Origin of the sequence: Streptomyces sp. NBC_00385 (genome assembly GCF_035917155.1) — a bacterium.
Classification (GTDB): domain Bacteria; phylum Actinomycetota; class Actinomycetes; order Streptomycetales; family Streptomycetaceae; genus Streptomyces; species Streptomyces poriferorum.
In genome coordinates this window covers 4,583,202-4,607,883 of the sequence record NZ_CP107951.1, presented here as the reverse complement: position 1 = coordinate 4,607,883, position 24,682 = coordinate 4,583,202, and the positions used below count along the sequence as shown (strand labels likewise).

The window sequence follows — 24,682 nt, the reverse complement described above, 5'->3', positions numbered from 1 at the left end:
TACGTCTTTCCGCCGTGCGCAATGTGTGCGCGTAGGGAGGTGGCAGCGTGAGCGTCACCCGGAAGGACATTGGAAAGCGGGTCACGGACGGCGAGCGAACCGGCGTGCTGCGGGACGTTGACCTCAAGTGGATGGACCCGTCTTCGCCAACACACGCGCGTCGCTTCCTGCCGCAAGCCTGGGTGAAGTTCGACGGGCAAGGGGAACGTCAGTTGCACCCGTCCGCTATCGAGCGGGTGTGAAGCGCGTTCTTGCCGTTGTCGCGTGGTTCGCCTGGGTAGCCGTTGTGGCGCTCATAGTGGCCCGTGGCGTGGCTGCATAGGTCTCCGCTGTCCCCGTGCTCGCGGCGGCGCTGCGCGGTAAGAGCGGAAGCCCTCACGTTGGCGGTGGTCCCGCTAGCGTGAGGATGAGAAGCCCCGTCCGTGCGTCTGTCCCCCGTGGCGCGTGGGCGGGGCTTCCTACGCCTGCCAACCCGGGCCATGTCTATGTATGGTTTGGGCAGGCACCCGCCCTCGTGCCCCGTGTTGAGGGCCGCGAGCAGCTCGGTGACCTCGGCACCTCGCACTTCTCCGACGACCAGCCTGTCGGGGCGCATGCGAAGGGCCTGCCGCACCAGGTCCCGAAGGGCCACGCGCCCGGCACCCTCCTGATTCGCAGGGCGCGATTCGAGGCGCACCACGTGTGGGTGGTCCGGCCGGAGCTCGGCCGAGTCCTCGGCGAGCACGATGCGCTCCCGCTCCCCCACCGCACCGAGCATGCTGGACAGGAGCGTCGTCTTCCCCGCCCCCGTCCCGCCACTGATCAGGTACGAGACCCGGGCCTCCACCAGGGCCCGCAACACTCGGTCGCCATCCGGCGGTACCGTCCCCGCCGCGACCAGCTCCCCCAGTGAGAAGGCCTTCGGCCGGACCACCCGGAGCGACAGGCAGGTCGATCCGACCGAGACCGGCGGTAGCACGGCATGCATGCGGGTCCCGTCCGGAAGCCGGGCATCCACCCAGGGCCTGGCATCGTCCAGACGCCGCCCCGCGACGGCCGCCAGCCGCTGAGCCAGCCTGCGGACCGCCGCAGCGTCCACGAAGGTCACCGCGGTGAGTTCGAGCCCGCGGCCCCGGTCCACCCACACCCGGTCGGGCGCTGACACCAGCACATCCGTGACCGCCGGATCGGCGAGCAGCGGCTCCAGCACACCGCTCCCGATCAGCTCCCCACGCAACTCATCAGCGGCTCCAAGGACTTCGGCGTCTCCGAGCAGCCTCCCCTGCGCCCTCAGCGCGGCCGCCACGCCCGCCGGAGTGGGCGCCGCACCGCTCTGCGCCAGCCGCTGCCTCACCGCGTCGAGCAACGCCTCGGTCATGACGCACCCCCCATGACCTGGCCCCCGGCCGCTTCGCCCGCAAGAGCCCGGTCCCAGAAGGCCGTACAGAACCTGGCCAGCGGCCCGCGGGGACTTCCCCCGGGCGGCTCCCCCATGTCCTGCTCGGCCAGCAGCCCCGGCTCCAGGGGCAGTTCACCAACGAGCGGCAACCCCATCGCATGCGCCACCCACTGGTCGTCGAGTCCGGAGGCGTACGGCCCTCTCGCCACCACACGGAGGTCCTCCAGAACCATTCCGGCCATCGATGCCACCCGTTTCGCCGCAGCGACCGCCCGCAGCTCCCCCGGCACCACGAGTAGCCCGAGGTCCAGCTGCGCCAGCGCCTCGGCCACGGCCTCGTCGACCCGCCGCGGCAGATCCACGACCACCACTCCGCCGAGCCGGCGCGCGGCGCCCATCACCGCTTGCATGGCCTGCGGCGGGATGACCACCCAGTCGTCACGGCCCCAGCTGAGCACCCGCAGTCCGTGCAGCGCGGGCAATGACTCCTCCAGCGCGCCGCCACCGACCCGCCCCTTGGAATGAGCGAAATCAGGCCACCTCATCCCCTCGGCCCGCTCACCGCCGAGCAGCACGTCAATGCCGCCACCCAGGGGATCGCCGTCGATCAGCATCGTCCGCCGCCCGGACCTCGCCGCGGTCACCGCCAGCGCACAGGCCAGCGTTGACGCGCCGGAACCACCCCTGCCACCGATCACCCCGACGGTCAGCGCGGGCCGTCCGACCCCCTCAGCCGCGTTGGCGATCTGGTCGACCAGCCAGTTCTCCGAATCGGGGAGGCGCAGCACGTACTCGGCCCCGATCTCCACGGCCCTGCGCCACACGTCGGGAGCATCCTGATCCCGGCCGACGAGCATCACCCCCCGCCTGCGGGCCGCCCCGCGGCAACGTGCGGCCGCGTCGTCCCCCACGAGGACCATGGGAGCCAGCTCCCACCCCCCTCTGCGGTCGGGCATCGTGTGATGAACCTCGGGCTCCGCTCCGGCGGCTGCGCACAGCCTCAGCAGATCGTCGAGCAGTTCCACATCCTCGGTGACAATCAGCGGTCCGCCCCGACGGGCCTCGCCAGCCGGCAGACGATCCCGTGCACTGGATTCAGCCACGATCTCCGCCCCCTTCTTCACTCACCTTCACCGCGGTTCGCGGCGATCTCGAAGCCTTCCGAGACGGTGATTCCGGAACCCGTGGACTTCACGGGTGGAATCACGGTGCAGCGCTTCGGAAAATCATGTGGATCTTGCTCAAGAACTGTGGACAACGCTGCCGTTGTGAATAACTCCGTCGCCCGAACCGGAGACTTCCGAGAGCAGCCCTTCCGTGACGCTCCGTGACGGTGCATGCTGATCGGAGTCGCCCACGGACACAGGCCATGAGGGCCGAAAAGGAGGAGAAGTGTGTGATTCCGAGCGGCAGAACCGCGTCCGGACATGCGACGACCCCCGCCGGGGGGGAGAGCGGGGGTCGTCCCCACGGCCGACTCGGGGGGGGGGAGGAGTCGGACCGGGTTAGCACGGTCGCGAACGATCCGTGACTTCCATGGTGTACCCGAGACCCTTCTCAGGCAAACCCACGCGCCGGGGTTTACGCCGAATGGTGGGCCCCTATGCTCTGCCTTGTGGAAAACCGCTTCTTGCCGCGCACAGCCGCCTTCTTTGACCTGGACAAGACGGTCATTGCGAAGTCATCGACGCTGACCTTCAGTAAGTCCTTCTACCAAGGTGGACTGATCAACCGCCGCGCCGTACTGCGCACCGCGTACGCACAGTTCGTGTTCCTCGCCGGGGGTGCAGATCACGACCAGATGGAGCGGATGCGTGAATATCTCTCATCGCTCTGCAAGGGCTGGAACGTGCAGCAGGTGAAGGAAATTGTCGCCGAGACCCTGCACGACCTGATCGACCCGATCATCTACGACGAAGCAGCGACCCTCATCGAGGAACATCACACCGCCGGACGCGATGTGGTCATCGTGTCGACCTCCGGGGCCGAGGTGGTGGAACCGATCGGTGAACTCCTGGGCGCCGACCGCGTCGTCGCCACCCGCATGGTCGTCGGCGACGACGGATGCTTCACCGGCGAGGTGGAGTACTACGCGTACGGACCGACGAAGGCCGAGGCCATCAGGGCTCTCGCCGCGTCCGAGGGCTACGACCTCGCCCGTTGCTACGCATACAGCGACTCCGCCACCGATGTACCCATGCTGGAATCCGTCGGTCACCCGCACGCCGTCAACCCGGACCGCGCACTGCGACGCGAGGCAACCCTGAGGGAATGGCCGATTCTCGTCTTCGACCGCCCGGTCCGGCTCAAGCAACGCCTGCCCACGCTCTCGATGCCGCCGCGGCCGGCGCTGATGGCCGCCGCGGCAGTGGGCGCGGCGGCCCTCACCGCCGGGATCGTCTGGTACAGCGCCCGGCGTCGCGCCACTACGGTGGCGCGCCTGCCCGTTTGAACCAACTCGTCCGTAATTGAACCTAAAAGTAAAGAAGTGCAGCCAGCACTTCCGCTCACCCGACCCCTGGAGTACAAAGGACTCAACGGCCCGCGAGACCAAGGACATCCGCGAGGATGACCTGTAACGCAGAGAAGGCCCCACGGACCGCGCATGAAAGCCGGGCACCCACGCGACGTCGACCCGTCGATTACGGGCCAGCCGCACCAGGAACGGGCAAAGCACCCGACCTGATGGGCACATATCGAGGACGCTTGGTAACTGGGCGGACATGCCAGCGGCGGTACCGATTCGGTACCGCCGCAACCCTTACCACCGGACGTCAAGACGACCGGACGCCAAGATCACCGGACGCCAGAGCCACCGGAGTCAAGCGACCAGCACCGTGCGAGGCGCGCCGGGCACGAAGCGACCCGCACCGGCCGATCACCATCCCGGCAGCAGAAGCCGGCCGCTGCCCGGGCTCCCCCACCAGCACTCCGCGCAGCCCCGCGCTTACGCGGCTCCCCGTTGAAGCGCCTCGCATACGGCAGTCGATTCCCGGACGCCCAGTTCCACGGACCGCCCGCAGTGAGTGATCCAGGCGGCCATACCTTCCGGCGTGCCCGCCAGGTACCCCTCGAAGGCGGCGACGTAACCGGCCCTCCCCTGCTCGGCGTGACCGACCTCGGCCGGGCAGATCGACTTCGGGTCCAGCCCGCTCCCGATCAGCACGATCCGCTCGGCGGTCCGCGCGACCAGGCCGTTGTACGAGCCGAAGGGGCGCAGCGCCAGCAGCTCGCCGTGCACGACGGCGGCCGTCACCAGAGCGGGCGCCGCACTCCCCGAAAGAATGAGCCCACTGAGCCCTTCGAGCCGCCCCGCGACCTCGCCGGCGCCCGGCAGGGGCGCCTCGATCAGAGGCTCATCCACCGGTTCGTCCGCCAGTCGGGGCCGCCCGACGGCGTCCTCGGGCGTCGCGCCACCCGCAGCCACCAGGTGAAGCCGCGCAAGAACCCGCAGGGGCGACTGCCGCCAGATGGAAAGGAGTTGGCCCGCTTCGGCCGACAGGCGCAGGGCCGCACCGATCACGTGCGCCTCGCCGTCACCACTGAAGTCGGTGCGTCGGCGTACCTCCTCAAGGTTCCAGTCAGCGCCCGAGAGCGCAGCCGAACCCCGGGCGCCCCGCAGGGCCGCCTCGGCGGTCACCTCGTTGCTGCGACGCCGCATGACACGGTGCCCGTAGACCCGGTCGACAGCCTTGCGTACAGAGTCCACCGCATCGGCCACCCCAGGCAGGGAGCCCAGAGCGGCGAGCGGGTCCGAGGAAGTCGTACTCATAAGTAGCGAGGCTACGCGCCCCTTGCACACCTACCGGCCCGGAGTGGCGTTCTTCACGAACTTCGACAGCGGAACGCAATCATTCCGCTACCCTAGGTGAACATGAAGATCGCTTTCGTAGGGAAGGGCGGCAGCGGCAAGACCACGCTGTCCTCGCTCTTCATCCGCCACCTTGCCGCCAATGAAGCTCACGTCGTCGCGGTGGACGCCGACATCAACCAGCATCTCGGGGCCGCGCTCGGCCTCGACGAACAAGAAGCGGCGGCACTGCCCGCCATGGGAGCGCAGCTGCCACTGATCAAGGAGTATCTGCGGGGCAGCAATCCCCGCATCGCCTCCGCCGAGACGATGATCAAGACGACGCCGCCGGGCGAGGGGTCCCGGCTGCTTCGGGTGTGCGAGGACAACCCCGTCTACGACGCCTGCGCCCGCACCGTCGGGCTCGATGACGGGGACATCCGGCTGATGGTCACGGGGCCGTTCACCGAATCGGACCTGGGGGTGGCCTGCTACCACTCGAAGGTCGGTGCGGTCGAGCTCTGCCTCAACCACCTCGTCGACGGCCCCGAGGAGTACGTGGTGGTCGACATGACCGCCGGTTCGGACTCCTTCGCCTCCGGAATGTTCACCCGCTTCGACATGACGTTCCTGGTGGCCGAGCCGACCCGCAAGGGCGTCTCGGTCTACCGCCAGTACAAGGAGTACGCACAGGACTTCGGCGTCGCGCTGAAGGTGGTCGGGAACAAGGTGCAGGGCGAGGACGACCTGGAGTTCCTGCGCGCCGAGGTCGGCGAGGATCTGTTGGTCACCGTCGGCCATTCCAACTGGGTGCGAGCCATGGAGAAGGGCCGCCCTGCCCGCTTCGAGCTGCTGGAGGCGGACAACCGGATGGCCCTGCAGGCCTTGCAGAACGCCGCTGAGGACTCGTACGGGCAGCGCGACTGGGAGCGCTACACGCGTCAGATGGTCCACTTCCACCTGAGGAACGCGGAAAGCTGGGGCAACGAGAAGACGGGCGCCGACCTGGCGGCCCAGGTCGACCCCGCGTTCGTACTCGACGAGCGGTTCGCGCGAGCCGAGGCCGCCCAGCCGGCCTGATCGGCCGCCGCTCCAGGGACCGTCCACTCCCGGCCCGCAGAGCCAGTCCTTGGGCGCCCCTGGAGCGGACCACCCACGACCGTCCCTGAAGCGGACGCGCCCGGGGCGGGCCTTGGAGCGAACGCCACCTGGGGCGGGTCCTGGAGCTGACGCCACCCAGTTCAGGCCCAGTACCCGGGCCGGCCGCCGGGGCGCCCTCAGCGGGTCCGGCGGTCGAACGGCTTCCCGCAGCCGGCCCGACGACGGGCCGACCGCGGGTCGACAGCGGGGCGGCGGCGGTCGGCCCTCCGTGGGCGGTCTAGCGGTCGGCCTGCTTCCCCGCGGCCCCGACAGGCTCCTTCGCCTCAGCCTGGCCCTGCCCCTCACTCTTGACCGGGCTCGCGGCCTCACCGAGGAACGACGCCCAGCCGGTCTTCGGCGCCTTGCCGACCTTCAGCGTGCCGAGCTTGGCGAGCGTGGCCGGGTCCTGCGCGTCCAGCCAGTCCGCAAGCTGCCTGAAGGACACGCAGCGCACACCCTCCTTGGTACACACCGACTCGATCGTCTCCTCGATGGCGCGCATGTACGTGCCACCGTTCCAGGACTCGAAGTGGTTGCCGATGATCAGCGGGGCACGGTTCCCCTCGTAGGAGCGGTCGAAGGCCTGGAGCAGACCGTCGCGCATCTGATCGCCCCAGTACTCGTGCTGGTCCGGATCACCCTGTGTCGTGCCGGACTGGTTGAACATGAAGTTGTAGTCCATCGACAGGGTTTCGAACTCGCGCCCCGGCACCGGTACCAACTGCATCGAGAGGTCCCAGATGCCGTCCTTCTTCTTCGGCCAGACCTGGTCGTTGACTCCACTGGAGTCGTAGCGGAAGCCCATCGAGCGTGCCGCCGCGACCATGTTCTTCTGCCCCTCGAGGCAGGGAGTCCGGCCGCCGATCAGCTCCTGGTCGTAGTCGAAGGGCAATGACTTCTCGCCCTCGAGCTCCGGATCGTTGCTCTTCCAGCCCTTCACGAACGACTTGGCCTGTCGGATCTCGCTCTTCCACTCGTCCACCGACCAGGTGCCGACGCCACCGTCCTTGCCGCAGAAGTGGCCGTTGAAGTGGGTGCCGATCTCGTTGCCGTCCAGCCAGGCGCCGCGGACCTGGGCCAGGGTGTCCCTGATGCCTTCGGTGTCGTTGAAGCCGATGTCGGAGCTGCCCGCGTTGTGCTTGGGCGGGTCGTAGAGCTCACGCTTCGCCTCCGGCAGCAGGTACACGCCGCTGAGGAAGTACGTCATGCTCGCGTGGTACTTCTTCCCCACCTCGCGAAAGTGCGAGAAGAGACGCTGGCTGTCCTCCCCTGCCCCGTCCCAGGAGAACACCACGAACTGCGGCGGCTTCTGACCGGGTGCCAGGCGCTGTACGGCCGGCTGTTTCGGCTGGGCCCCCGTGAAGGCGGTCGACCCGTCACCGATGACACGGACCGCGCTCCGGGGGGCCGCTTCGGCCGCCTTCTTCTTCGCTCCTGCGGCGCCGTTCGCGGCACCGGGTCCGGAGCTGTTCGGGCCGGACCCCGCCCCGGAGCAGCCCGCCACTCCCGCGACCAGCGCGACGGCCATGACACCCAAGGCGAACCTCTTCGCGGCGGCCATCATCCGCCCACCCTCTTCCTTGCAGGTAACTTGCGCTGACGTGCCGAGACGGCGCGGCCAAAGTCGCACGCACTGCACACAAATTCGGGCGACAGGCCGCATGAAAAGCTGCCTATTCACTGGAACGGGTGCTTCAATGGCCCATTTGCCCTTAATCCTGGACACACATCTTTACTCTCCATTACGATCTGTTTACCGAGAGTTGAGATATCCCGCCGCTGCACGCCGTGACCCACGGCCGCGTCCCCACGTTCCGCGACCGCGCTGCCCCGGAGGAGACGGGAAACATGTCTGCCTGCGTCCCCACTCGTCATGACCACTCATCCCGCAGTTCGCGCCCTCCCCGATCCTCGGGAGTCAAGCGACCGCACAGCCCGCCACCGCCGCACCGCGGCGGACGATTCCGCATCGCGGGCGCCGACCTGTCCGCATCGATCACCGTCTTCCTCCTGGCCATCCCCATGTCGCTCGGCCTGGCTGTCGCCATGGACGCTCCACTGGAAGCGGGCCTCATCTCCGCCGCGGTCGGCGGCATCGTCGCCGGCCTGCTCGGCGGAACCCCCCTGCAGGTCTCCGGGCCGTCCGCCGGACTGACCGTGGTGACAGCCGAGTTGATCCAGATCTACGGCTGGCGCACCACCTGCGCGATCACCATCGGTGCAGGTCTTCTTCAGATCGTGCTGGGCTCGCTGCGGACCGCGCGCAGCGCACTGGCCGTCAGCCCCGCCATCGTCCACGGGACGCTCGCCGGCATCGGTGTGGCGATCGCGCTCGCCCAGCTGCACATCGTGCTCGGCGGCTCGCCCCAGAGCTCCGCTGTCTCCAACGCACTGCATCTACCGGCCCAGTTGGAGCGGGCCGGCCCGGCGGCACCGTTGATCGGCGGGCTCACCATCGCCGTCCTCGTGCTCTGGCCTCGGATCCCGGGACGCGCCGGACGGAACATGCGTCGGATCCCCGCAGCCTTGGCCTCGGTCGCCATGGCGACTGCCGTGGCCGCTCTCGCAGCCCCTTCGATCGCCCGGGTCGACCTGCCGTCCTGGCGCTCGCACGCCCTGCCGGAAATGCCTCAGGGGCCGCTGCTCGGCCTTGCCACAGCCGTATTCACGATGATGCTGGTGGCCAGTCTGGAATCCCTGCTCGCCGCCGTCGCAGTGGACAAGCTGGCTGCGGACCGCAGCCGCGAGCAGTCGGCCGGGCCCGTCGCCGGTAGCGACGGCACCCGGGCCGGCGAGCTCTCCACCGGTAGCGACAACGTCCGGACCGGCGAACCCGCAGCCGATGCCCCGGACGGAGCCCCTGCCGCGGCCGCTCCCCCCGTCAGGCGCTCCGATCTCGACCGCGAGCTCCGCGCACAGGGCATCGCCAACACCATCTCCGGTCTGCTCGGCGGCCTGGCGGTCTCCGGTGGCGCGGTGCGCAGTTCGGCGAACGTACGGGCCGGAGCGACCGGGCGCGCGTCCACAGTGCTGCACGGCGTCTGGGTCCTGCTCGCCACCGGGTTCCTGGTCACCGCGCTGGAATGGATCCCGCTCGCCGCTCTTGGTGCGCTCGTGATGGTGGTCGGCATCCAGATGGTGAACTTCGCACACATCCGCAACGTCCACAGGCACCGGGAGTTCCTGGTGTACGGCGCGACGATCACCGGAGTACTGCTCTTCGGTGTGCTCAAGGGGGTGGCGATCGGGATCGCCGTGGCGGTGGCCGTCGCCCTGCACCGGCTGGCCCGGACACGGATTTCCACGTCCGACCACGACGGACAGCATCTGGTGGTGGTGCGGGGACAGTTGACGTTCCTTGCGGTGCCCCGGCTCAGCAGAGCGCTGGGCCAGCTGCCTCAGGACGCGGACGTGGTCGTCGAGTTGGACGGATTCTTCATGGATCACGCGGCGTACGAGCTGATCCATGACTGGAGCAACGCCCATGCCGCCCACGGCGGCCGGGTCGCCTTCACCGGTCGCTCCGGGGGCAGAATCGCCGAGCCCGCCTCTGCGGCGCACTCCTGCTGCCGCCCCTGGACGCCCTGGCGCAACCACCACTGCCACGACGGACCCGAGCACGTGCCCGTCACCGCCACGGGTAGCCCCGCACCCGCCCGCACGAGCACGGAACCGAGCACGCCGGGACCGGCGCCGGCAGCTACGGCTGCGACTGCCGCTGCGACTGCGGTAACGGCTGAGGGCAAGGCTCTGCCCACCCACCCCACGGCCGAAGCACCGGAAGCAGCACCGCCGCCCGCGTGTCCGGATCACCACGCGCCGGACACGAGCGGGACACGGTCCGGTCCCCCACTCGCCCCGGAAGCACTCGGCCACGCAGATGGAGACGCCCGCCCCTCACCTGATCACGCCGACCACTTCGCGCCCGATCATCGGTCCGCACGACCGCTGCCGGCCGGCAGCCAACGGCTGGTCAGCGGCCTCAGCTCGTTCCAGCGCAACACGGCCCCGCTGGTCCGCGAGGAGCTGGCGAGACTGGCCAAGGAGGGGCAGCGCCCCTCTCAGTTGTTCATCACCTGCGCGGATTCCCGACTCGTCACGAGCATGATCACGGCAAGCGGCCCCGGCGATCTGTTCACCGTCCGCAATATCGGCAATCTCGTCCCCCCGTCCGACTCCGAGACCGGCGACCACTCGGTCGGTGCGGCCATCGAGTACGCGGTGGACGTGCTGGGGGTCGAGTCCATCACCATCTGCGGGCACTCCGGCTGCGGTGCGATGAACGCACTGCTCAGCACCAGGCCGGAAGGTTCTGAGACAGCTCTCTGGCGCTGGCTCCGGCACGGAGTCCCCAGCCTGGAGCGGATGGCCTCGCGCGACCGGGCCTGGGCCCGGATCTCCGGCCGGATGCCCGCGGATGCGGTGGAGCAGCTCTGTCTCACCAACATCGTCCAGCAGCTGGACCATCTACGGGCCCACCCGTCCGTGGCACGGCGCCTCGCCGAAGGCACCCTCCAGCTCCACGGCATGTACTTCCACGTGGCCGAGGCACAGTCGTATCTGCTGACCGAGGGCGCGAGTGCCGGCAATGGGCTCGACGAGGTCTTCGACCCGGTCAGCCCGTCTCATCCATCCCCGTCACCATCACCCTCCTCGTCGCCTTCGTCCGCGCCCTCGCCTGCGCATGCACCGACTGATCCGGCCGAGTTGGCACGTACGGGCGCCTGAACCGCACGGCCCCCAGGTCCGTGAGACCTTGTGATCCCGCTTCCGCACCCCCCGCACACCAGCACCTCGCCCACGCACTGCGTGCACCACCACCCCGCCGCGGAAGCGGGATCATGTCTCCATACACGAAGACACAGGTCTAAACCAATTCCCGGCAGGCACTTGTCACCCGGCCCTTGGCCTGATGAGCTAGGCCCCGGGACACAACGGACACCCTGGGACTGGGAGATGTCGTGAGCAACGAAAGCTTGGCCAATCTGCTTCGTGAGGAGCGGCGGTTCGCACCGCCTGCCGATCTGGCCGCGAACGCCAACGTCACAGCAAAGGCGTACGAGCAGGCCGAGGCGGACCGGCTGGGCTTCTGGGCCGAGCAGGCCCGCCGCCTGACCTGGGCCACCGAGCCGACCGAGACGCTCGACTGGAGCAACCCGCCCTTCGCGAAGTGGTTCGCGGACGGCGAGCTCAACGTCGCGTACAACTGCGTGGACCGTCACGTCGAGGCGGGCAACGGCGACCGGGTCGCCATCCACTTCGAGGGCGAGCCCGGCGACAGCCGTGCCATCACCTACGCGGAGCTGAAAGACGAGGTCTCGCGCGCAGCGAACGCGCTGACCGAGCTCGGTGTCGGCAAGGGCGACCGCGTCGCCGTCTACCTGCCGATGATCCCCGAGGCCGCCGTCGCGATGCTGGCCTGCGCCCGTATCGGTGCCGCGCACTCGGTCGTCTTCGGCGGTTTCTCCGCCGACGCCATCGCCGCCCGCATCCAGGACGCTGACGCGAAGGTCGTCATCACCTCCGACGGCGGCTACCGCCGCGGCAAGCCCTCCGCGCTCAAGCCCGCGGTCGACGACGCCGTCTCCCGTATCGAGAGCGTCGAGCACGTCCTCGTCGTCCGCCGCACCGGCCAGGACACCGCGTGGACCGAGGGCCGCGACGTCTGGTGGCACGAGATCACCGCGCGCCAGTCCACCGAGCACACCCCTGAGGCGTTCGAGGCCGAGCAGCCGCTGTTCATCCTCTACACCTCGGGCACGACCGGGAAGCCCAAGGGCATCCTGCACACCTCCGGCGGCTACCTCACCCAGGCCGCCTACACACACCACGCGGTCTTCGACCTCAAGCCCGCAACCGACGTGTACTGGTGCACCGCCGACATCGGCTGGGTCACCGGCCACTCCTACATCGTCTACGGGCCGCTGGCCAACGGCGCGACGCAGGTCATGTACGAGGGCACGCCCGACACCCCGCACCAGGGGCGCTTCTGGGAGATCGTCCAGAAGTACGGGGTCACGATCCTCTACACCGCGCCGACCGCGATCCGCACGTTCATGAAGTGGGGAGACGAGATCCCCGCCAAGTTCGACCTGAGCAGTCTCCGGGTCCTGGGCTCGGTCGGTGAGCCGATCAACCCCGAGGCGTGGATGTGGTATCGCAAGCACATCGGCGCCGACAAGTGCCCCATCGTGGACACCTGGTGGCAGACCGAGACCGGCGCGATGATGATCTCGCCGCTCCCCGGCGTCACCGAGACCAAGCCCGGCAGCGCCCAGCGCGCCCTGCCCGGCATCAGTGCCACCGTCGTCGACGACGAGGCACGTGAGGTCCCGGACGGCGGAGGCGGCTACCTCGTCCTCACCGAGCCGTGGCCCTCCATGCTGCGCACCATCTGGCGCGACGACCAGCGGTTCCTCGACACCTACTGGTCTCGCTTCGAGGGCAAGTACTTCGCGGGCGACGGCGCCAAGAAGGACGAGGACGGCGACATCTGGCTGCTGGGCCGCGTCGACGACGTCATGCTGGTGTCCGGGCACAACATCTCGACCACCGAGGTCGAGTCCGCGCTCGTGTCGCACCCGGCAGTCGCCGAGGCCGCCGTCGTCGGCGCCGCCGACGAGACCACCGGTCAGGCCATCGTCGCGTTCGTCATCCTGCGCTCCACCGCCACCGCCTCCGACGACCTCGTCGCGGAACTGCGCAACCACGTCGGCACCACCCTCGGTCCGATCGCCAAGCCCAAGCGGATCATGCCGGTCGCCGAACTCCCCAAGACCCGCTCCGGCAAGATCATGCGACGCCTCCTCCGCGACGTCGCCGAGAACCGCGCCCTGGGCGACGTCACCACACTGACCGATTCCTCGGTCATGGACCTCATCCAGACCCAGCTGCCGCAGTCCTCCTCCGAGGACTGAGACCGGCCCCAAGGGACCCGCCTCGGCTCCCGAAGGGCCCTGGGGCCATAGGCCCCCAGAAGCAGCGCCCGCCCCGAAGGGCATCCGGCTGACGCGCCGGATGCCCTTCGGGCATTTAGGGTGACGATCACCGGTCACCGCCCCGCACACCCCGGGTACAGTGGCAGCTGATCAGTAAAACGATAAGAAATCTCCACAGGGTGTGCCGGGAAGTCTGGTCGGCAAGTGCATCAGCCATGCCGTCGCTGCCGTACCGACCCGGAGGTCTCCCCCCGTGGCCACGCCCACCCCCGCACCCCCCTCCCCCCGCCGTACCTTCCTGGGCCGTCTGCCGCTACCCGAGCGGAACTACCTCACCGACGCCCTGCGTACGGAGACGGTCGGCGGAGTCATACTCCTGGTCGCCGCCGTGGCAGCCCTCGTCTGGGCGAACACCTTCGGATCGAGCTACTCGAGCGTCAGCCACTTCCACTTCGGGCCCGGGGTGCTCGGCCTCCACCTGTCCGTCGCGCACTGGGCGGCCGACGGACTGCTCGCCGTCTTCTTCTTCGTCGCGGGAGTCGAGCTCAAGCGCGAACTCGTCGCGGGCGAACTGCGCGACCCCAAGGCGGCCGCGCTCCCGGTCGTCGCCGCACTGTGCGGCATGGCGGTACCGGCGGTCGTCTACACGCTCGTGGCTGTGCTCGGCGACGGCTCCACCGGCGGCTGGGCCGTGCCCACGGCCACCGACATCGCGTTCGCGCTCGCCGTCCTCGCCGTCATCGGCACCTCGCTGCCCGCCGCGCTCCGCGCGTTCCTGCTGACCCTCGCCGTGGTCGACGACCTCTTCGCGATCCTGATCATCGCGGTCTTCTTCACCGAGAACATCGACTTCGTCGCGCTGATCGGCGCCTTCGCCGGCCTCGCCGTCTTCTACCTCCTGCTGCGGTTCAACGTCCGGGGCTGGTACGTCTACGTACCGCTCGCCCTGGTCATCTGGGGGCTGATGTACAACAGCGGCATCCACGCCACCATCGCCGGCGTCGCCATGGGCCTGATGCTGCGCTGCACCCGGCGCGAGGGCGAGGAGCACTCCCCCGGCGAACGCATCGAGCACCTGGTCCGCCCGCTGTCGGCCGGTCTCGCCGTACCGCTGTTCGCGCTCTTCTCCGCCGGTGTCTCCCTCTCCGGCGGTGCACTGGCGGGCGTGTTCACCCGGCCCGAAACGCTCGGTGTCGTCCTGGGGCTCGTCGTCGGCAAGACGATCGGCATCTTCGGCGGTACGTGGCTGGCCACCCGGTTCACCAAGGCGGAGCTGAACAAGGACCTGGCCTGGGCCGATGTCTTCGCGGTCGCCGCACTCGCCGGCATCGGCTTCACCGTCTCGCTGCTCATCGGGGAGCTCGCCTTCGTCGGCGACGACGACATGATCAACGAGATCAAGGCATCGGTTCTCATCGGATCCCTGATTGCCGCCGTACTCTCCGGTGTACTGCTCAAACTGCGGGTACGCAGATACCGGGCGCTGTTCGACGCGGAGGAACTCGACGAGGACGCGTCCGGGATTCCGGACATCTACGAGCAGGACGATCCGGAGTACCACCTGCGAATGGCCGCGCTCTACGAGAAGAAGGCGGCCGAGCACCGCCGCCTTGCCCAAGTGGCGGGGGCAGCGAGCAACAAGCCGGACAGTCCGGCATGATCTGACATCGGATGTGTTGAACAGGAGAGGGAGTCAGGGATGAGCGACCCCGGCAATTACGCGGGCAGCGCCGACCGCAGTCTCGGTCAGCTGGTCGCCTCGGCGACGGCCGAGCTGTCGGCGCTGGTGCACGACGAGATCGCCCTGGCCAAGGCCGAGGTGCGACAGGACGTCAAGCGTGGCGTCATCGGCAGCGTGGCGTTCATCGTCACGGGCGTGCTGATCCTGTTCGCGATCCCGGTGCTGAGCTTCGCGGCCGCGTACGGAATCCACAACCTGGGACTCGGCCTCGCCTGGTCGTTCCTGATCGTGGGCGGTGCGTTCATCCTGCTGGGGATCCTGCTCGCGCTCTTCGGCTACGCCAAGTTCAAGAAGGTCAAGCCGCCGGAGAAGTCCATCGCCTCGGCGAAGCAGACCGCCGCCATCCTCCAGGGGGTCAAGCCGCACCCGCGTGCGAGCGTCGGCGCGGACGCGATCCTGCCGATCGGCGGCAGCACACTTGCGGACAAGGCCATCGAGAACCGTCCGGTCCAGGACAAGGCGTCTGCTGTGGCACGCTCATCCACATGACGGTCCCCGATTCCAGCGCATTTCGCCCCGTGGCCCCCGAAGACCGGGCAGGCCACGAGAAGCCGGCCGTCCCGGCTCCCGGCGGTCCAACGGGTCCCGCGTCCGCGGCGGGCGGTCCCGTCCGTCTCGACGGCCCCTGGACCCATCGGGACGTCGCGGCCAACGGCGCCCGCTTCCACATCGCCGAAATGGGCGAAGGCCCGCTGGTCCTGCTCCTGCACGGTTTCCCGCAGTTCTGGTGGACCTGGCGCCATCAGCTTCCGGCACTCGCCGACGCGGGCTTCCGCGCCGTGGCGATGGACCTGCGGGGGGTCGGTGGCAGCGACCGGACGCCCCGCGGCTACGACCCCGCCAACCTGGCACTCGACATCACCGGCGTGATCCGCTCGCTCGGCGAACCGGACGCCGCGCTGGTCGGCCATGACATGGGCGGCTACCTGGCCTGGACGGCCGCGGTGATGCGTCCCAAGCTGGTGCGCCGGCTGGTGGTCTCCTCGATGCCGCATCCGCGCCGGTGGCGCTCCTCGATGCTCTCCGACTTCGCGCAGTCCCGTGCCGGCTCGTACATCTGGGGCTTTCAGCGGCCCTGGGTGCCTGAGCGTCAGCTCGTGGCGGACGACGCGGCGTTGGTGGGACGGCTGATCCACGAGTGGGCGGGCCCGGGGACCGCGGAGTTCCCTGACGAGGCAGCGGTGGGCGTGTACCGGCGTGCCATGTCCATCCCGTCGACCGCGCACTGCTCGATCGAGCCCTACCGCTGGATGGTGCGCTCGCTGGCGCGGCCGGACGGCATCCAGTTCAACCGGCGCATGAAGCGGCCGGTGCGGGTGCCGACCCTGCATCTGCACGGTTCACTCGATCCGGCGGTCCGCACCCGTAGTTCGGCGGGGTCCGGCGAGTATGTCGAGGCACCGTACCGTTGGCGACTTTTCGACGGTCTCGGTCACTTCCCCCATGAGGAGGATCCGGCCGGGTTCTCGGCCGAACTCATCAACTGGCTCAAGGATTCCGAGCCCGACCGCTAGCCGGCGGGCACACATGTCCGACGAACAGCCACTTGCCTGCCGCATAGGCCAATTGGCTGGCGGATGGGCGGTTACCGACCATGCGTCACGGGCAGACGTCCCGGTATGGGCTGGACGCACGACTTCGGTGACGCAGCACGCAATCGTCGCTCGACCGCCACGGCGGTACCGGGCACTCATGAGGGGGGCGGCCCCCAGGGCCGGGTGCACGCTATGCATGTTCTGCATGATCCCCGGCTCGGCATTCCGCGCATCCTCCGCCGCAGGGCCCGCTGGGTCTCGGCGCGGCTGCGCCACCCGCGCGGATGATCCGCGGTCCCGCCACCCCGCAGGCGGGACCTTCGACCCACGCTCCTAGAGCGCGCACCCCTGGCTGTCGACCTGCTGGTTGGCGGAACGGCCCTGCGTGATGTCCTGACGGATCTCGTCGGCCGTGAGGGCGTAACCGGTGTCGGGGTCGTCGAGCGATTTGGCGAAGACGACTCCGTACACCTTGCCGTCGGGCGTCAGCAGCGGACCGCCGGAGTTGCCCTGACGGACCGTCGTGTAGAGCGAGTAGACATCGCGGCGGACGGTGCCGCGGTGGTAGATGTCGGGCCCGTTCGCGTCGATTCGGGCCCGGACACGCGCGGAGCGCACGTCGTACGAGCCGTTCTCCGGGAACCCCGCGACGATCGCGCTGTTCCCGGTCGCGGCGTCGTGGTCGGTGTCGGTGAACTGCAGCGGCTTCGCGTCGAGGTCCGGCACGTCGAGTACGGCGATGTCGCGCTGCCAGTCGTAGAGGACGACCTTCGCGTCGTACAGACGTCCCTGGCCGCCGATCTGCACGGTCGGTTCGTCGACGCCGCCGACAACGTGGGCGTTGGTCATCACCCGGCGGTCGGAGAAGACGAATCCGGTGCCTTCGAGGACCTTGCCGCAGCTCGGTGCCGTACCGACGACCTTGACGATCGACTCCTTGGCACGGGCCGCCACGGGGCTGCCGGCCAGAGCCGGGTCGGGGGCCCTGACCTCGGTGATGGGCTCGTTGGCGAACGGGCTGAAGACCTGCGGGAAGCCGTTCTGCGCGAGGACCGAGGAGAAGTCCGTGAACCAGGTGGAGGCCTGGGGCGGCATCACCCGGGAGATGCCCAGCAGCACGGAGGAGCTGCGGACCTCCTTGCCCAGGGTCGGCAGGGACGTACCCGCCAGCGCGGAGCCGATCAGCCAGGCCACCAGCAGCATCGCGACGACGTTGACGAGGGAGCCGCCGGTCGCGTCGAGGGCGCGCGCGGGCGACCACGTGATGTACCGGCGGAGTTTGTTCCCCAGGTGGGTGGTGAAGGCCTGGCCCACCGAGGCGCAGACGATCACGATGACGACCGCGACGATGGCCGCCGTCGACGAGACCTCCGAGCCGTCCGTCACCTGGTCCCACAGGATGGGAAGCAGATAGACGGCGACGAGACCGCCGCCCAGGAACCCGATCACCGACAGAATGCCGACGACGAACCCCTGGCGGTAGCCGATGACCGCGAACCACACGGCGCCGGCCAGCAGCAGGATGTCCAGCACGTTCACCGTCTATTGCCTCGCAGATTCGTCACCGGGCCCGTACGTCTCCCCGTGGCCGGGAAGGCCCGGCGGCGGAGCTCGGGAGTCAGCCTGTCATGCGCGCCAGTCGAGCGGCACCTGCTTGGCCCTGTCCCAGGGGCGCTCCCAGCCCGCGAAGTGCAGAATCCGGTCGATCACCCCTGCCGTGAACCCCCATACGAGTGCGGATTCGACCAGAAATGCCGGGCCGCGGTGGCCGCTGGGGTGGCGCGTGGTCACCCGGTTGGCCGGATCCGTGAGATCCGCCACGGGCACCGTGAAGACCCGGGCGGTCTCGGCCGGGTCGACGACCCCGACCGGGCTGGGCGAACGCCACCAGCCAAGGACCGGAGTCACCACGAAGCTGCTGACCGGGATGTAGAGCCGGGGCAGGACGCCGAAGATCTGCACCCCGTGCGGATCGAGGCCGGTCTCCTCCTCCGCCTCGCGCAGCGCGGCCCGCAGCGGCCCCGTCGTCTCCTGGTCGCCGTCGGCCGGATCCAGCGAGCCGCCGGGGAAGGAGGGCTGGCCCGGATGGGAGCGCAGGCTTCCGGCGCGCTCCATCAGAAGCAGTTCCGGCCCGTGTGCGCCCTCGCCGAACAGGACGAGCACCGCGGACTGCCGCCCGGCTCCACTCGCGGGCGGCAGAAAGCGGCTGAGCTGCTGCGGCTGGATGGTTCGCGCGGCTCGGGCGACGGGATCCAGCCAGTCGGGCAGGCCCTCGGTCGTGACGTCGATCGCGGCGCCGTCGGCGATGTCGTCGGCGGCGTCCTGTGCAGCGGCGGCGGCCGCGTCCGTGCTGTGTTCATGCGTCTTCATAGGCACCCCTCGTTTCACAACGCCTGTCCTCACGCATTTCGTTCCGGAGCGCCCCGCCGGGTCAGCCTGCGCCCAGCGCGGGGGCGGGACTGCCCGGGTAGTCCGACGGCGGTTTCAGCCGCTGGCCCGGCTGACCGCCCATCTCGTACTTCAGCAGCTTCCTGGCCTTCTCGGGGTCCGTCTCGCCCTCCCCGTACGAAGGACAGAGCGGGGCGACCGGACAGGCACCGCAGGCGGGACGGCGGGCGTGGCAGACGCGGCGGCCGTGGAAGACGACGCGGTGCGAGAGCATCGTCCATTCACTCCTGGGGAAGATCGTCGCGATCTCCGCCTCGACCTTCTCCGGGTCCTCCTGCTCGGTCCACTTCCAGCGGCGGACCAGTCGGCCGAAGTGCGTGTCGACGGTGATGCCAGGTACGCCGAAGGCATTACCGAGGACGACGTTGGCGGTCTTGCGGCCGACCCCGGGCAGGGTCACGAGATCGGCGAGACGCCCCGGCACCTCGCCGCCGAAACGGTCCCGGAGAGCGACGGAGAGGCCTATGAGCGACTTGGTCTTGGCCCGGAAGAAGCCCGTCGGCCGGATGATCTCTTCCATCTCCTCGGGAACGGCCATCGCCATGTCCTCCGGAGTCGGGTACTTCGCGAACAGCGCCGGCGTCGTCTGGTTCACCCTCAGGTCCGTCGTCTGCGCCGACAGCACGGTGGCCACCAGCAGCTCGAACGGCGACTCGAAGTCCAGCTCCGGATGTGCGTACGGATACGTCTCCGCCAGGACACGGTTGATCTTCCGCGCACGCCGCACCATCGCCAGGCGCGACTCCGGTTTCCCCGGCTTCGCAGCCGCCTTCACCGCGGGTTCGGCCACGGGCTTACGGACCTTGCTCTCTGCCATGCCCGAAGGCTACGCCGAAGGGGCGAGGCGCCGGGGCGGGTTCTCTTCGGGCGCGGACCGGGCCGTGGGCGCTTCAGTGCTGGTGGTCCCCGTCGTGCTCCGCGGAAGCCGAGGCGGACACCGCAGCAGTGGGGGAAGCCTCCGCCGGGCTGTCGGCGGCGGTGACCGTGAAGGCCGCGGTACGGACCACGCCCCCGTGCCGGAAGTCCAGGAAGAGGCGGTAGCCGCCCCGGCTCGGCGCGGTGGTGGTGAAGGTGATGTCCGGGCCGGGCGCGGTGCCGTCGCCGGGCTCTCCGTCGGGGTGGACGTGCAGGTAGGCGAGGTCACCGGCGCGCAGGGCGACCAGGTGGCCGTACGCGCCGAGGTAGGGCTGGAGATCGGTGACGGGTCTGCCGTCCTTGGCCACGGCGAGGCCGATCCGTGTGGAGCGGCCCGGGACGAGGTCGCCGGTCAGGGTGACCTGGTATCCGTCGACGGTGACGGTGCGCCCTGTCCTGGCCGGCGGTACGGGGCGCAGGTCGCCGGCGGCGTGCAGATCGGCGCCGAGGGTGAGGCCCTGCGAGGCGCCGGCCGGGGTGAAGTCGGCGAAGACGCGGTACTCGCCGGCGGTGGGCAGGGCGGCGGAGGTCCGCCAGGTGCCGTCGGCGGCGCGGGTGGGATGCAGGTGCTGGAAGGTGGAGAGGTCGCGCGGGGCGACGATGAGGTGCAACTCCTTGCCGTGCGCGGTCCGGTAGGCGGTGACGGGTCGGCCGTCCGCCCCGAGGATCCGGAAGCGCAGGTCGGCGGGGGCGCCGGCGGTGACGTAGGGGTCGCTGAGGCTGAGCGTGTAGCCGCCTTCGGAGATCTGCAGGCCCCCGGGCAGCAGGCCGGCGCCGTCCGAGGCGGTGTCGCCGCCCGGGGAGGCCGGATCCGAAGACGCGGCCGAGGCGTGACCCGCGTGGGCGGCGGTGGCCGGCTTCGCGGACGGGCCACCGGTGGCGTGGCCGATGCCGTACGAGGCGCCGAAGACGGTGGCGAGACCGGCGGTGAAGGCGGTGATCTTCAGGGTGGTGTTCATGGCGGACTCCTCGGCTGACCGGGCGGGCGGGATACCTGCGGGGGCGGACCCACGCCAGCAGTAGATACCCCCTAGGGGTATGAGGTCAACCCGAATATCGATACTGGGCAGGGGTATGCATTACGGGAGGGAACCCTCCGGCCCACAGCCCCCGCCCCCCACACGGAGGGCCGTTCGCCAGCCACTCCGCGACCGCGGTTCGACAGCCACCCCGCGGCCACTGACGGCATGTTCGCCCACAGCTGAATCGCGCCCCACCGACACCCGGTCAGCCCCTCGGCCGGCACGCTCACCGGCGCCCAAGCCACCCGTCCGGCCCCGGCATCCACCCCGCTCGCGGGAGATCCGCCCCCAATCGGCCCCCTGCCGTACGCTCCGGCACGCGCGTGCGTCAAACTGGTTTGTGATTGATCGCACTGTTTTACCGTCCGGCATGATGGGGACCACGGTTCCCTGAACAGGCCGACAAGGAGAGAACTCGTGGACGACGTTCTGCGGCGCGCCCCGCTTTTCGCGGCGCTCGATGACGAGCAGGCCGCGGAGCTCCGCGCCTCGATGAGTGAGGTGACCCTCGCGCGCGGCGACGCGCTGTTCCACGAGGGTGACCCGGGTGACCGCCTCTATGTGGTGACCGAGGGCAAGGTGAAGCTCCACCGCACCTCCCCCGACGGGCGCGAGAACATGCTGGCGGTCCTCGGCCCCGGCGAACTGATCGGTGAGCTGTCGCTCTTCGACCCGGGCCCGCGTACCGCCACCGCGACCGCGCTGACCGAGGTCAAGCTCCTCGGCCTCGGCCACGGCGACCTTCAGCCCTGGCTGAACGTACGCCCCGAGGTGGCCACGGCCCTGCTGCGCGCCGTCGCCCGGCGCCTGCGCAAGACCAACGACCAGATGTCCGACCTGGTCTTCTCCGACGTGCCGGGCCGAGTCGCCCGCGCCCTCCTCGACCTGTCGCGCCGCTTCGGCGTCCAGTCGGAGGAAGGCATCCACGTCGTGCACGACCTGACGCAGGAGGAGCTGGCCCAGTTGGTCGGCGCGTCCCGCGAGACGGTCAACAAGGCCCTCGCCGACTTCGCCGGCCGCGGCTGGCTGCGGCTGGAGGCCCGTGCGGTGATCCTGCTGGACGTGGAGCGGCTGGCCAAGCGGTCCCGCTGACCCGTCGTCGTACGCAACGCCCGAGGGGCCCCGCCGACACCGGCGGGGCCCCTCGCGTACGTCACGGGGCGGGGCACGCCGGATCCGTACGGGGCAGGGCCGCCCGGATCCTTACGGACGGGCCCGTCAGATCAGTCCGTGCTCCCGCAGATACTCCAGCTGCGCCCGCACCGACAGCTCCGCCGCGGGCCACAGGGAGCGGTCCACGTCCGCGTACACGTGTGCCACCACCTGGGACGACGTCAGATACCCGGCCTCCACGGCCGTCTCCACCTGGGCCAGGCGGTGTGCACGGTGTGCCAGGTAGAACTCGACCGCGCCCTGGGCGTCGTCCAGCACCGGGCCGTGGCCGGGCAGCACGGTGTGCACCCCGTCGTCGACCGTCAGCGAACGCAGCCGCCGCAGCGAGTCGAGGTAGTCCCCCAGCCGCCCGTCCGGGTGCGCCACCAGCGTCGTCCCACGCCCGAGGATCGTGTCGCCCGTCAGCACCGCGCGGTCGGCGGGCAGATGGAAGGAGAGCGAGTCCGCGGTGTGGCCCGGGGTCGGCACCACGTACATCTCGAGCCCACCGGTCGTGATCACGTCACCCGTGCCCAGGCCCTCGTCGCCGAGCCGGAGCTCCGGGTCCAGGGCCCGCACCTTCGTCCGGGTCAGCTCGGCGAAGCGGGCCGCCCCCTCCGCGTGGTCGGGGTGCCCGTGGGTGAGGAGCGTGAGCGCGATCCGCCGGCCCGCGCGCTCGGCCGTGTCGATGACCGCCCGCAGATGGGCGTCGTCCAGCGGGCCCGGGTCGATGACCACCGCGAGGTCCGAGTCGGGCTCGGCGACGATCCAGGTGTTGGTGCCGTCCAGCGTCATGGCCGACGCGTTCGGCGCGAGGACGTTGACCGCACGGGTGGTGGCGGGGCCGGACAGCACCCCGCCGCGCGGCTGTCCGGGCAGCGCGGCCGCGTCACTCATGCGGAACCACCGCCCGCCGGGATGTGCTTGGTGAACTCCTCGTGCCCCGGCCAGCTCAGCACCAGCTCTCCGCCCTCCAGGCGGGCCTGTGCGAGCACGGGGGCGAGATCCTGGCCCGATGCCGCCTCCAGCGCCTGCGCGGCGGTGGCGTACGGCCTGAGCGCACGCAGTGTGGAAACCGTCGGCGGCATCATCAGCAGCTCACCCCGGTCGTATCCGTCGGCCGCGTCGGCCGGCCCCATCCACACCGTGCGGTCGGCCTCCGTCGAGGCGTTGCGCGTGCGCTGACCGGCCGGGAGCGCGGCGACGAAGAACCAGGTGTCGTAGCGGCGCGGTTCGAACTCCGGAGTGATCCAGCGCGCCCAGGCGCCGAGCAGATCGGAGCGGAGCACCAGCCCGCGCCGGTCGAGGAACTCGGCGAACGACAGCTCCCGCGCGACCAGCGCCTCGCGGTCGGCCTCCCAGTCCGCGCCGGTGGTGTCCGTGACGACCGTGCCCGCGGTCGGGCCTGCGAGCAGGACGCCCGCCTCCTCGTACGTCTCGCGGACCGCGGCGCACACGATGGCCTGGGCCTCGGCCGGCGTACCGACACCCAGCCGCTTCGCCCAGTCCTCCAGCGCGGGTCCGGCCCAGCCGACGAGCCGGTCGTCGTCGCGCGGGTCGACCCCGCCACCCGGATAGGCGTACGCACCTCCGGCAAAGGCCATCGAGGTGCGCCGGCGCAGCATGTGGACCGTGGGCCCGTCCCCGGTACCCGCGGCGGAGTCCCGGAGCAGCATCACGGTGGCGGCCCGCCTGGGGGTCGCCGCCGTCAGTTCGCCTGCGGCGAGGGCCCGGATCCGGTCGGGCCATTCCGGTGGGTACCACTGACCATTGGACATGGCCGGAGGCTATCCGGAACCGTGACGATGTTCGAGGGGCGCGGTGATCCGTACATGCCCCGTACACAGATGATCCCGCCCGGTCGTCACGACCGGACGGGACCTCACGGAATCGGGGCGGCGCCCCGGCAGCGGTACGGCTTCGGCTCAGGCTCCGGTCAGCTCGACCTGGACCTCGACCTCGACCGGCGCGTCCAGCGGCAGCACGGCCACGCCGACGGCGCTGCGGGCGTGCACGCCCTTGTCGCCGAGCACCGCGCCGAGCAGCTCGCTCGCACCGTTGATCACGGCGGGCTGGCCGGTGAAGTCCGTGGCCGAGGCGACGAACCCGACGACCTTCACCACACGGGCGATGCGGTCCAGGTCACCCGCGACCGACTTGACGGCGGCCAGCGCGTTGAGCGCGCAGGTCTTCGCCAGTTCCTTCGCCTCGTCGGGCGTGACTTCCGCGCCGACCTTGCCGGTGACGGCGAGCTTGCCGTCCACCATCGGCAGCTGGCCCGAGGTGTACACGTACACCCCGGACTGCACGGCGGGCTGGTACGAGGCGAGCGGCGGTACGACGTCCGGCAGCGCAAGCCCGAGTTCGGCGAGCTTCGCCTCGACGGCGCCCGCCATCAGCCCTTCTCCCGCTTGAGGTAGGCCACGAGCTGCTCGGGGTTGTTCGGGCCGGGAACGACCTGGACCAGCTCCCAGCCGTCCTCGCCCCAGGTGTCCAGAATCTGCTTGGTCGCGTGCACGAGAAGGGGCACGGTCGCGTATTCCCACTTGGTCATGGCCCGACTGTAATGCCTGGCCGGTCCACGGGACGCCCAGCCTCGTGCGTAGCCCGCGGCGCGACTGGT

At 70.0% G+C, this 24,682-nt stretch carries 22 protein-coding genes; 10 read left to right on the top strand and 12 right to left on the bottom strand.

What is annotated here, in order from left to right; translation table 11 throughout:
- Positions 1–47: 47 nt before the first annotated feature.
- Complete coding sequence (locus tag OG959_RS20560; protein ID WP_326660489.1) at positions 48–242, top strand: hypothetical protein; 195 nt, start codon at positions 48–50, stop codon at positions 240–242.
- Here the strand turns inward: OG959_RS20560 and OG959_RS20555 are convergent.
- Positions 209–1,357, bottom strand: coding sequence for a TadA family conjugal transfer-associated ATPase (locus OG959_RS20555; protein ID WP_326660487.1), 1,149 nt, complete (start codon positions 1,355–1,357; stop codon positions 209–211). The genes OG959_RS20560 and OG959_RS20555 overlap by 34 nt on opposite strands.
- Entirely contained in the window at positions 1,354–2,454 is a 1,101-nt protein-coding gene (ssd, locus tag OG959_RS20550; protein WP_326666501.1) for a septum site-determining protein Ssd, read from the bottom strand. The genes OG959_RS20555 and ssd overlap by 4 nt, the downstream gene beginning before the upstream one ends.
- Positions 2,455–2,981: 527 nt before the next feature.
- On the opposite strand from ssd, the gene OG959_RS20545 reads away from it, so the two are divergent.
- Entirely contained in the window at positions 2,982–3,830 is an 849-nt protein-coding gene (locus tag OG959_RS20545) for an HAD family hydrolase (protein ID WP_326660485.1), read from the top strand.
- Positions 3,831–4,325: 495 nt separating this feature from the next.
- Here the strand turns inward: OG959_RS20545 and OG959_RS20540 are convergent, their stop codons facing one another.
- Positions 4,326–5,150, bottom strand: coding sequence for an oxidoreductase (locus OG959_RS20540; RefSeq protein ID WP_326660484.1), 825 nt, complete (start codon positions 5,148–5,150; stop codon positions 4,326–4,328).
- Positions 5,151–5,252: 102 nt separating this feature from the next.
- Here OG959_RS20540 and OG959_RS20535 point away from each other — a divergent pair, with 102 nt between their 5' ends.
- Positions 5,253–6,248, top strand: a complete 996-nt coding sequence (locus OG959_RS20535) for an ATP-binding protein (protein ID WP_326660482.1) — start codon at positions 5,253–5,255, stop codon at positions 6,246–6,248.
- 298 nt (positions 6,249–6,546) lie between these two features.
- Here OG959_RS20535 and OG959_RS20530 read toward each other — a convergent pair whose 3' ends face one another.
- On the bottom strand, positions 6,547–7,872 hold the full coding sequence (locus OG959_RS20530; protein ID WP_326660480.1) for a hypothetical protein: 1,326 nt from the start codon (positions 7,870–7,872) through the stop codon (positions 6,547–6,549).
- A gap of 284 nt (positions 7,873–8,156) precedes the next feature.
- Between OG959_RS20530 and OG959_RS20525 the strand changes: the two genes are divergently transcribed.
- The 6 genes from OG959_RS20525 to OG959_RS20500 all read left to right on the top strand — a co-directional run bounded on the left by OG959_RS20525 (position 8,157) and on the right by OG959_RS20500 (position 16,810).
- The gene (locus tag OG959_RS20525; protein WP_326660478.1) at positions 8,157–11,036 is read left to right on the top strand and encodes a bifunctional SulP family inorganic anion transporter/carbonic anhydrase; all 2,880 of its coding nucleotides are present in this window, start codon (positions 8,157–8,159) and stop codon (positions 11,034–11,036) included.
- Positions 11,037–11,257: 221 nt separating this feature from the next.
- Complete coding sequence (gene acs / locus OG959_RS20520; protein ID WP_326666499.1) at positions 11,258–13,225, top strand: acetate--CoA ligase; 1,968 nt, start codon at positions 11,258–11,260, stop codon at positions 13,223–13,225.
- A gap of 274 nt (positions 13,226–13,499) precedes the next feature.
- Positions 13,500–14,906 (top strand): Na+/H+ antiporter NhaA, encoded by a 1,407-nt coding sequence (nhaA, locus tag OG959_RS20515; protein ID WP_326660476.1) that lies wholly within the window; start codon positions 13,500–13,502, stop codon positions 14,904–14,906.
- A 39-nt stretch (positions 14,907–14,945) separates the two neighbouring features.
- Positions 14,946–15,476, top strand: coding sequence for a phage holin family protein (locus OG959_RS20510; RefSeq protein WP_326660474.1), 531 nt, complete (start codon positions 14,946–14,948; stop codon positions 15,474–15,476).
- Positions 15,473–16,501, top strand: a complete 1,029-nt coding sequence (locus OG959_RS20505; protein WP_326660472.1) for an alpha/beta fold hydrolase — start codon at positions 15,473–15,475, stop codon at positions 16,499–16,501. Before OG959_RS20510 ends, OG959_RS20505 begins: the two co-directional genes overlap by 4 nt.
- A gap of 105 nt (positions 16,502–16,606) precedes the next feature.
- Positions 16,607–16,810, top strand: a complete 204-nt coding sequence (locus OG959_RS20500; RefSeq protein WP_326660470.1) for a hypothetical protein — start codon at positions 16,607–16,609, stop codon at positions 16,808–16,810.
- Positions 16,811–16,855: 45 nt separating this feature from the next.
- Here OG959_RS20500 and OG959_RS20495 read toward each other — a convergent pair whose 3' ends face one another.
- From OG959_RS20495 to OG959_RS20480, 4 genes are all read right to left on the bottom strand, one after another.
- Positions 16,856–18,061, bottom strand: a complete 1,206-nt coding sequence (locus OG959_RS20495; protein WP_326660468.1) for a MarP family serine protease — start codon at positions 18,059–18,061, stop codon at positions 16,856–16,858.
- Positions 18,062–18,148: 87 nt separating this feature from the next.
- Positions 18,149–18,892, bottom strand: coding sequence for an NUDIX hydrolase (locus OG959_RS20490; protein ID WP_442805600.1), 744 nt, complete (start codon positions 18,890–18,892; stop codon positions 18,149–18,151).
- A gap of 61 nt (positions 18,893–18,953) precedes the next feature.
- On the bottom strand, positions 18,954–19,787 hold the full coding sequence (gene nth, locus OG959_RS20485; protein WP_326660465.1) for an endonuclease III: 834 nt from the start codon (positions 19,785–19,787) through the stop codon (positions 18,954–18,956).
- A 73-nt stretch (positions 19,788–19,860) separates the two neighbouring features.
- Positions 19,861–20,844 (bottom strand): hypothetical protein, encoded by a 984-nt coding sequence (locus OG959_RS20480; protein WP_326660463.1) that lies wholly within the window; start codon positions 20,842–20,844, stop codon positions 19,861–19,863.
- A gap of 480 nt (positions 20,845–21,324) precedes the next feature.
- On the opposite strand from OG959_RS20480, the gene OG959_RS20475 reads away from it, so the two are divergent.
- Positions 21,325–21,999 carry a Crp/Fnr family transcriptional regulator gene (locus tag OG959_RS20475; RefSeq protein ID WP_123460131.1) on the top strand — a complete coding sequence of 225 codons (675 nt, stop codon included), beginning with the start codon at positions 21,325–21,327 and terminating at the stop codon, positions 21,997–21,999.
- Positions 22,000–22,125: 126 nt separating this feature from the next.
- Here the strand turns inward: OG959_RS20475 and OG959_RS20470 are convergent, their stop codons facing one another.
- The 4 genes from OG959_RS20470 to OG959_RS20455 all read right to left on the bottom strand — a co-directional run bounded on the left by OG959_RS20470 (position 22,126) and on the right by OG959_RS20455 (position 24,613).
- The gene (locus OG959_RS20470) at positions 22,126–22,956 is read right to left on the bottom strand and encodes an MBL fold metallo-hydrolase (protein ID WP_326660460.1); all 831 of its coding nucleotides are present in this window, start codon (positions 22,954–22,956) and stop codon (positions 22,126–22,128) included.
- Positions 22,953–23,837 carry an NUDIX hydrolase gene (locus OG959_RS20465; RefSeq protein WP_326660458.1) on the bottom strand — a complete coding sequence of 295 codons (885 nt, stop codon included), beginning with the start codon at positions 23,835–23,837 and terminating at the stop codon, positions 22,953–22,955. The genes OG959_RS20470 and OG959_RS20465 overlap by 4 nt, the downstream gene beginning before the upstream one ends.
- A gap of 147 nt (positions 23,838–23,984) precedes the next feature.
- On the bottom strand, positions 23,985–24,455 hold the full coding sequence (locus OG959_RS20460; RefSeq protein WP_219573178.1) for a RidA family protein: 471 nt from the start codon (positions 24,453–24,455) through the stop codon (positions 23,985–23,987).
- Positions 24,455–24,613, bottom strand: coding sequence for a DUF4177 domain-containing protein (locus tag OG959_RS20455; protein ID WP_019888269.1), 159 nt, complete (start codon positions 24,611–24,613; stop codon positions 24,455–24,457). Before OG959_RS20455 ends, OG959_RS20460 begins: the two co-directional genes overlap by 1 nt.
- Positions 24,614–24,682: the final 69 nt, after the last annotated feature.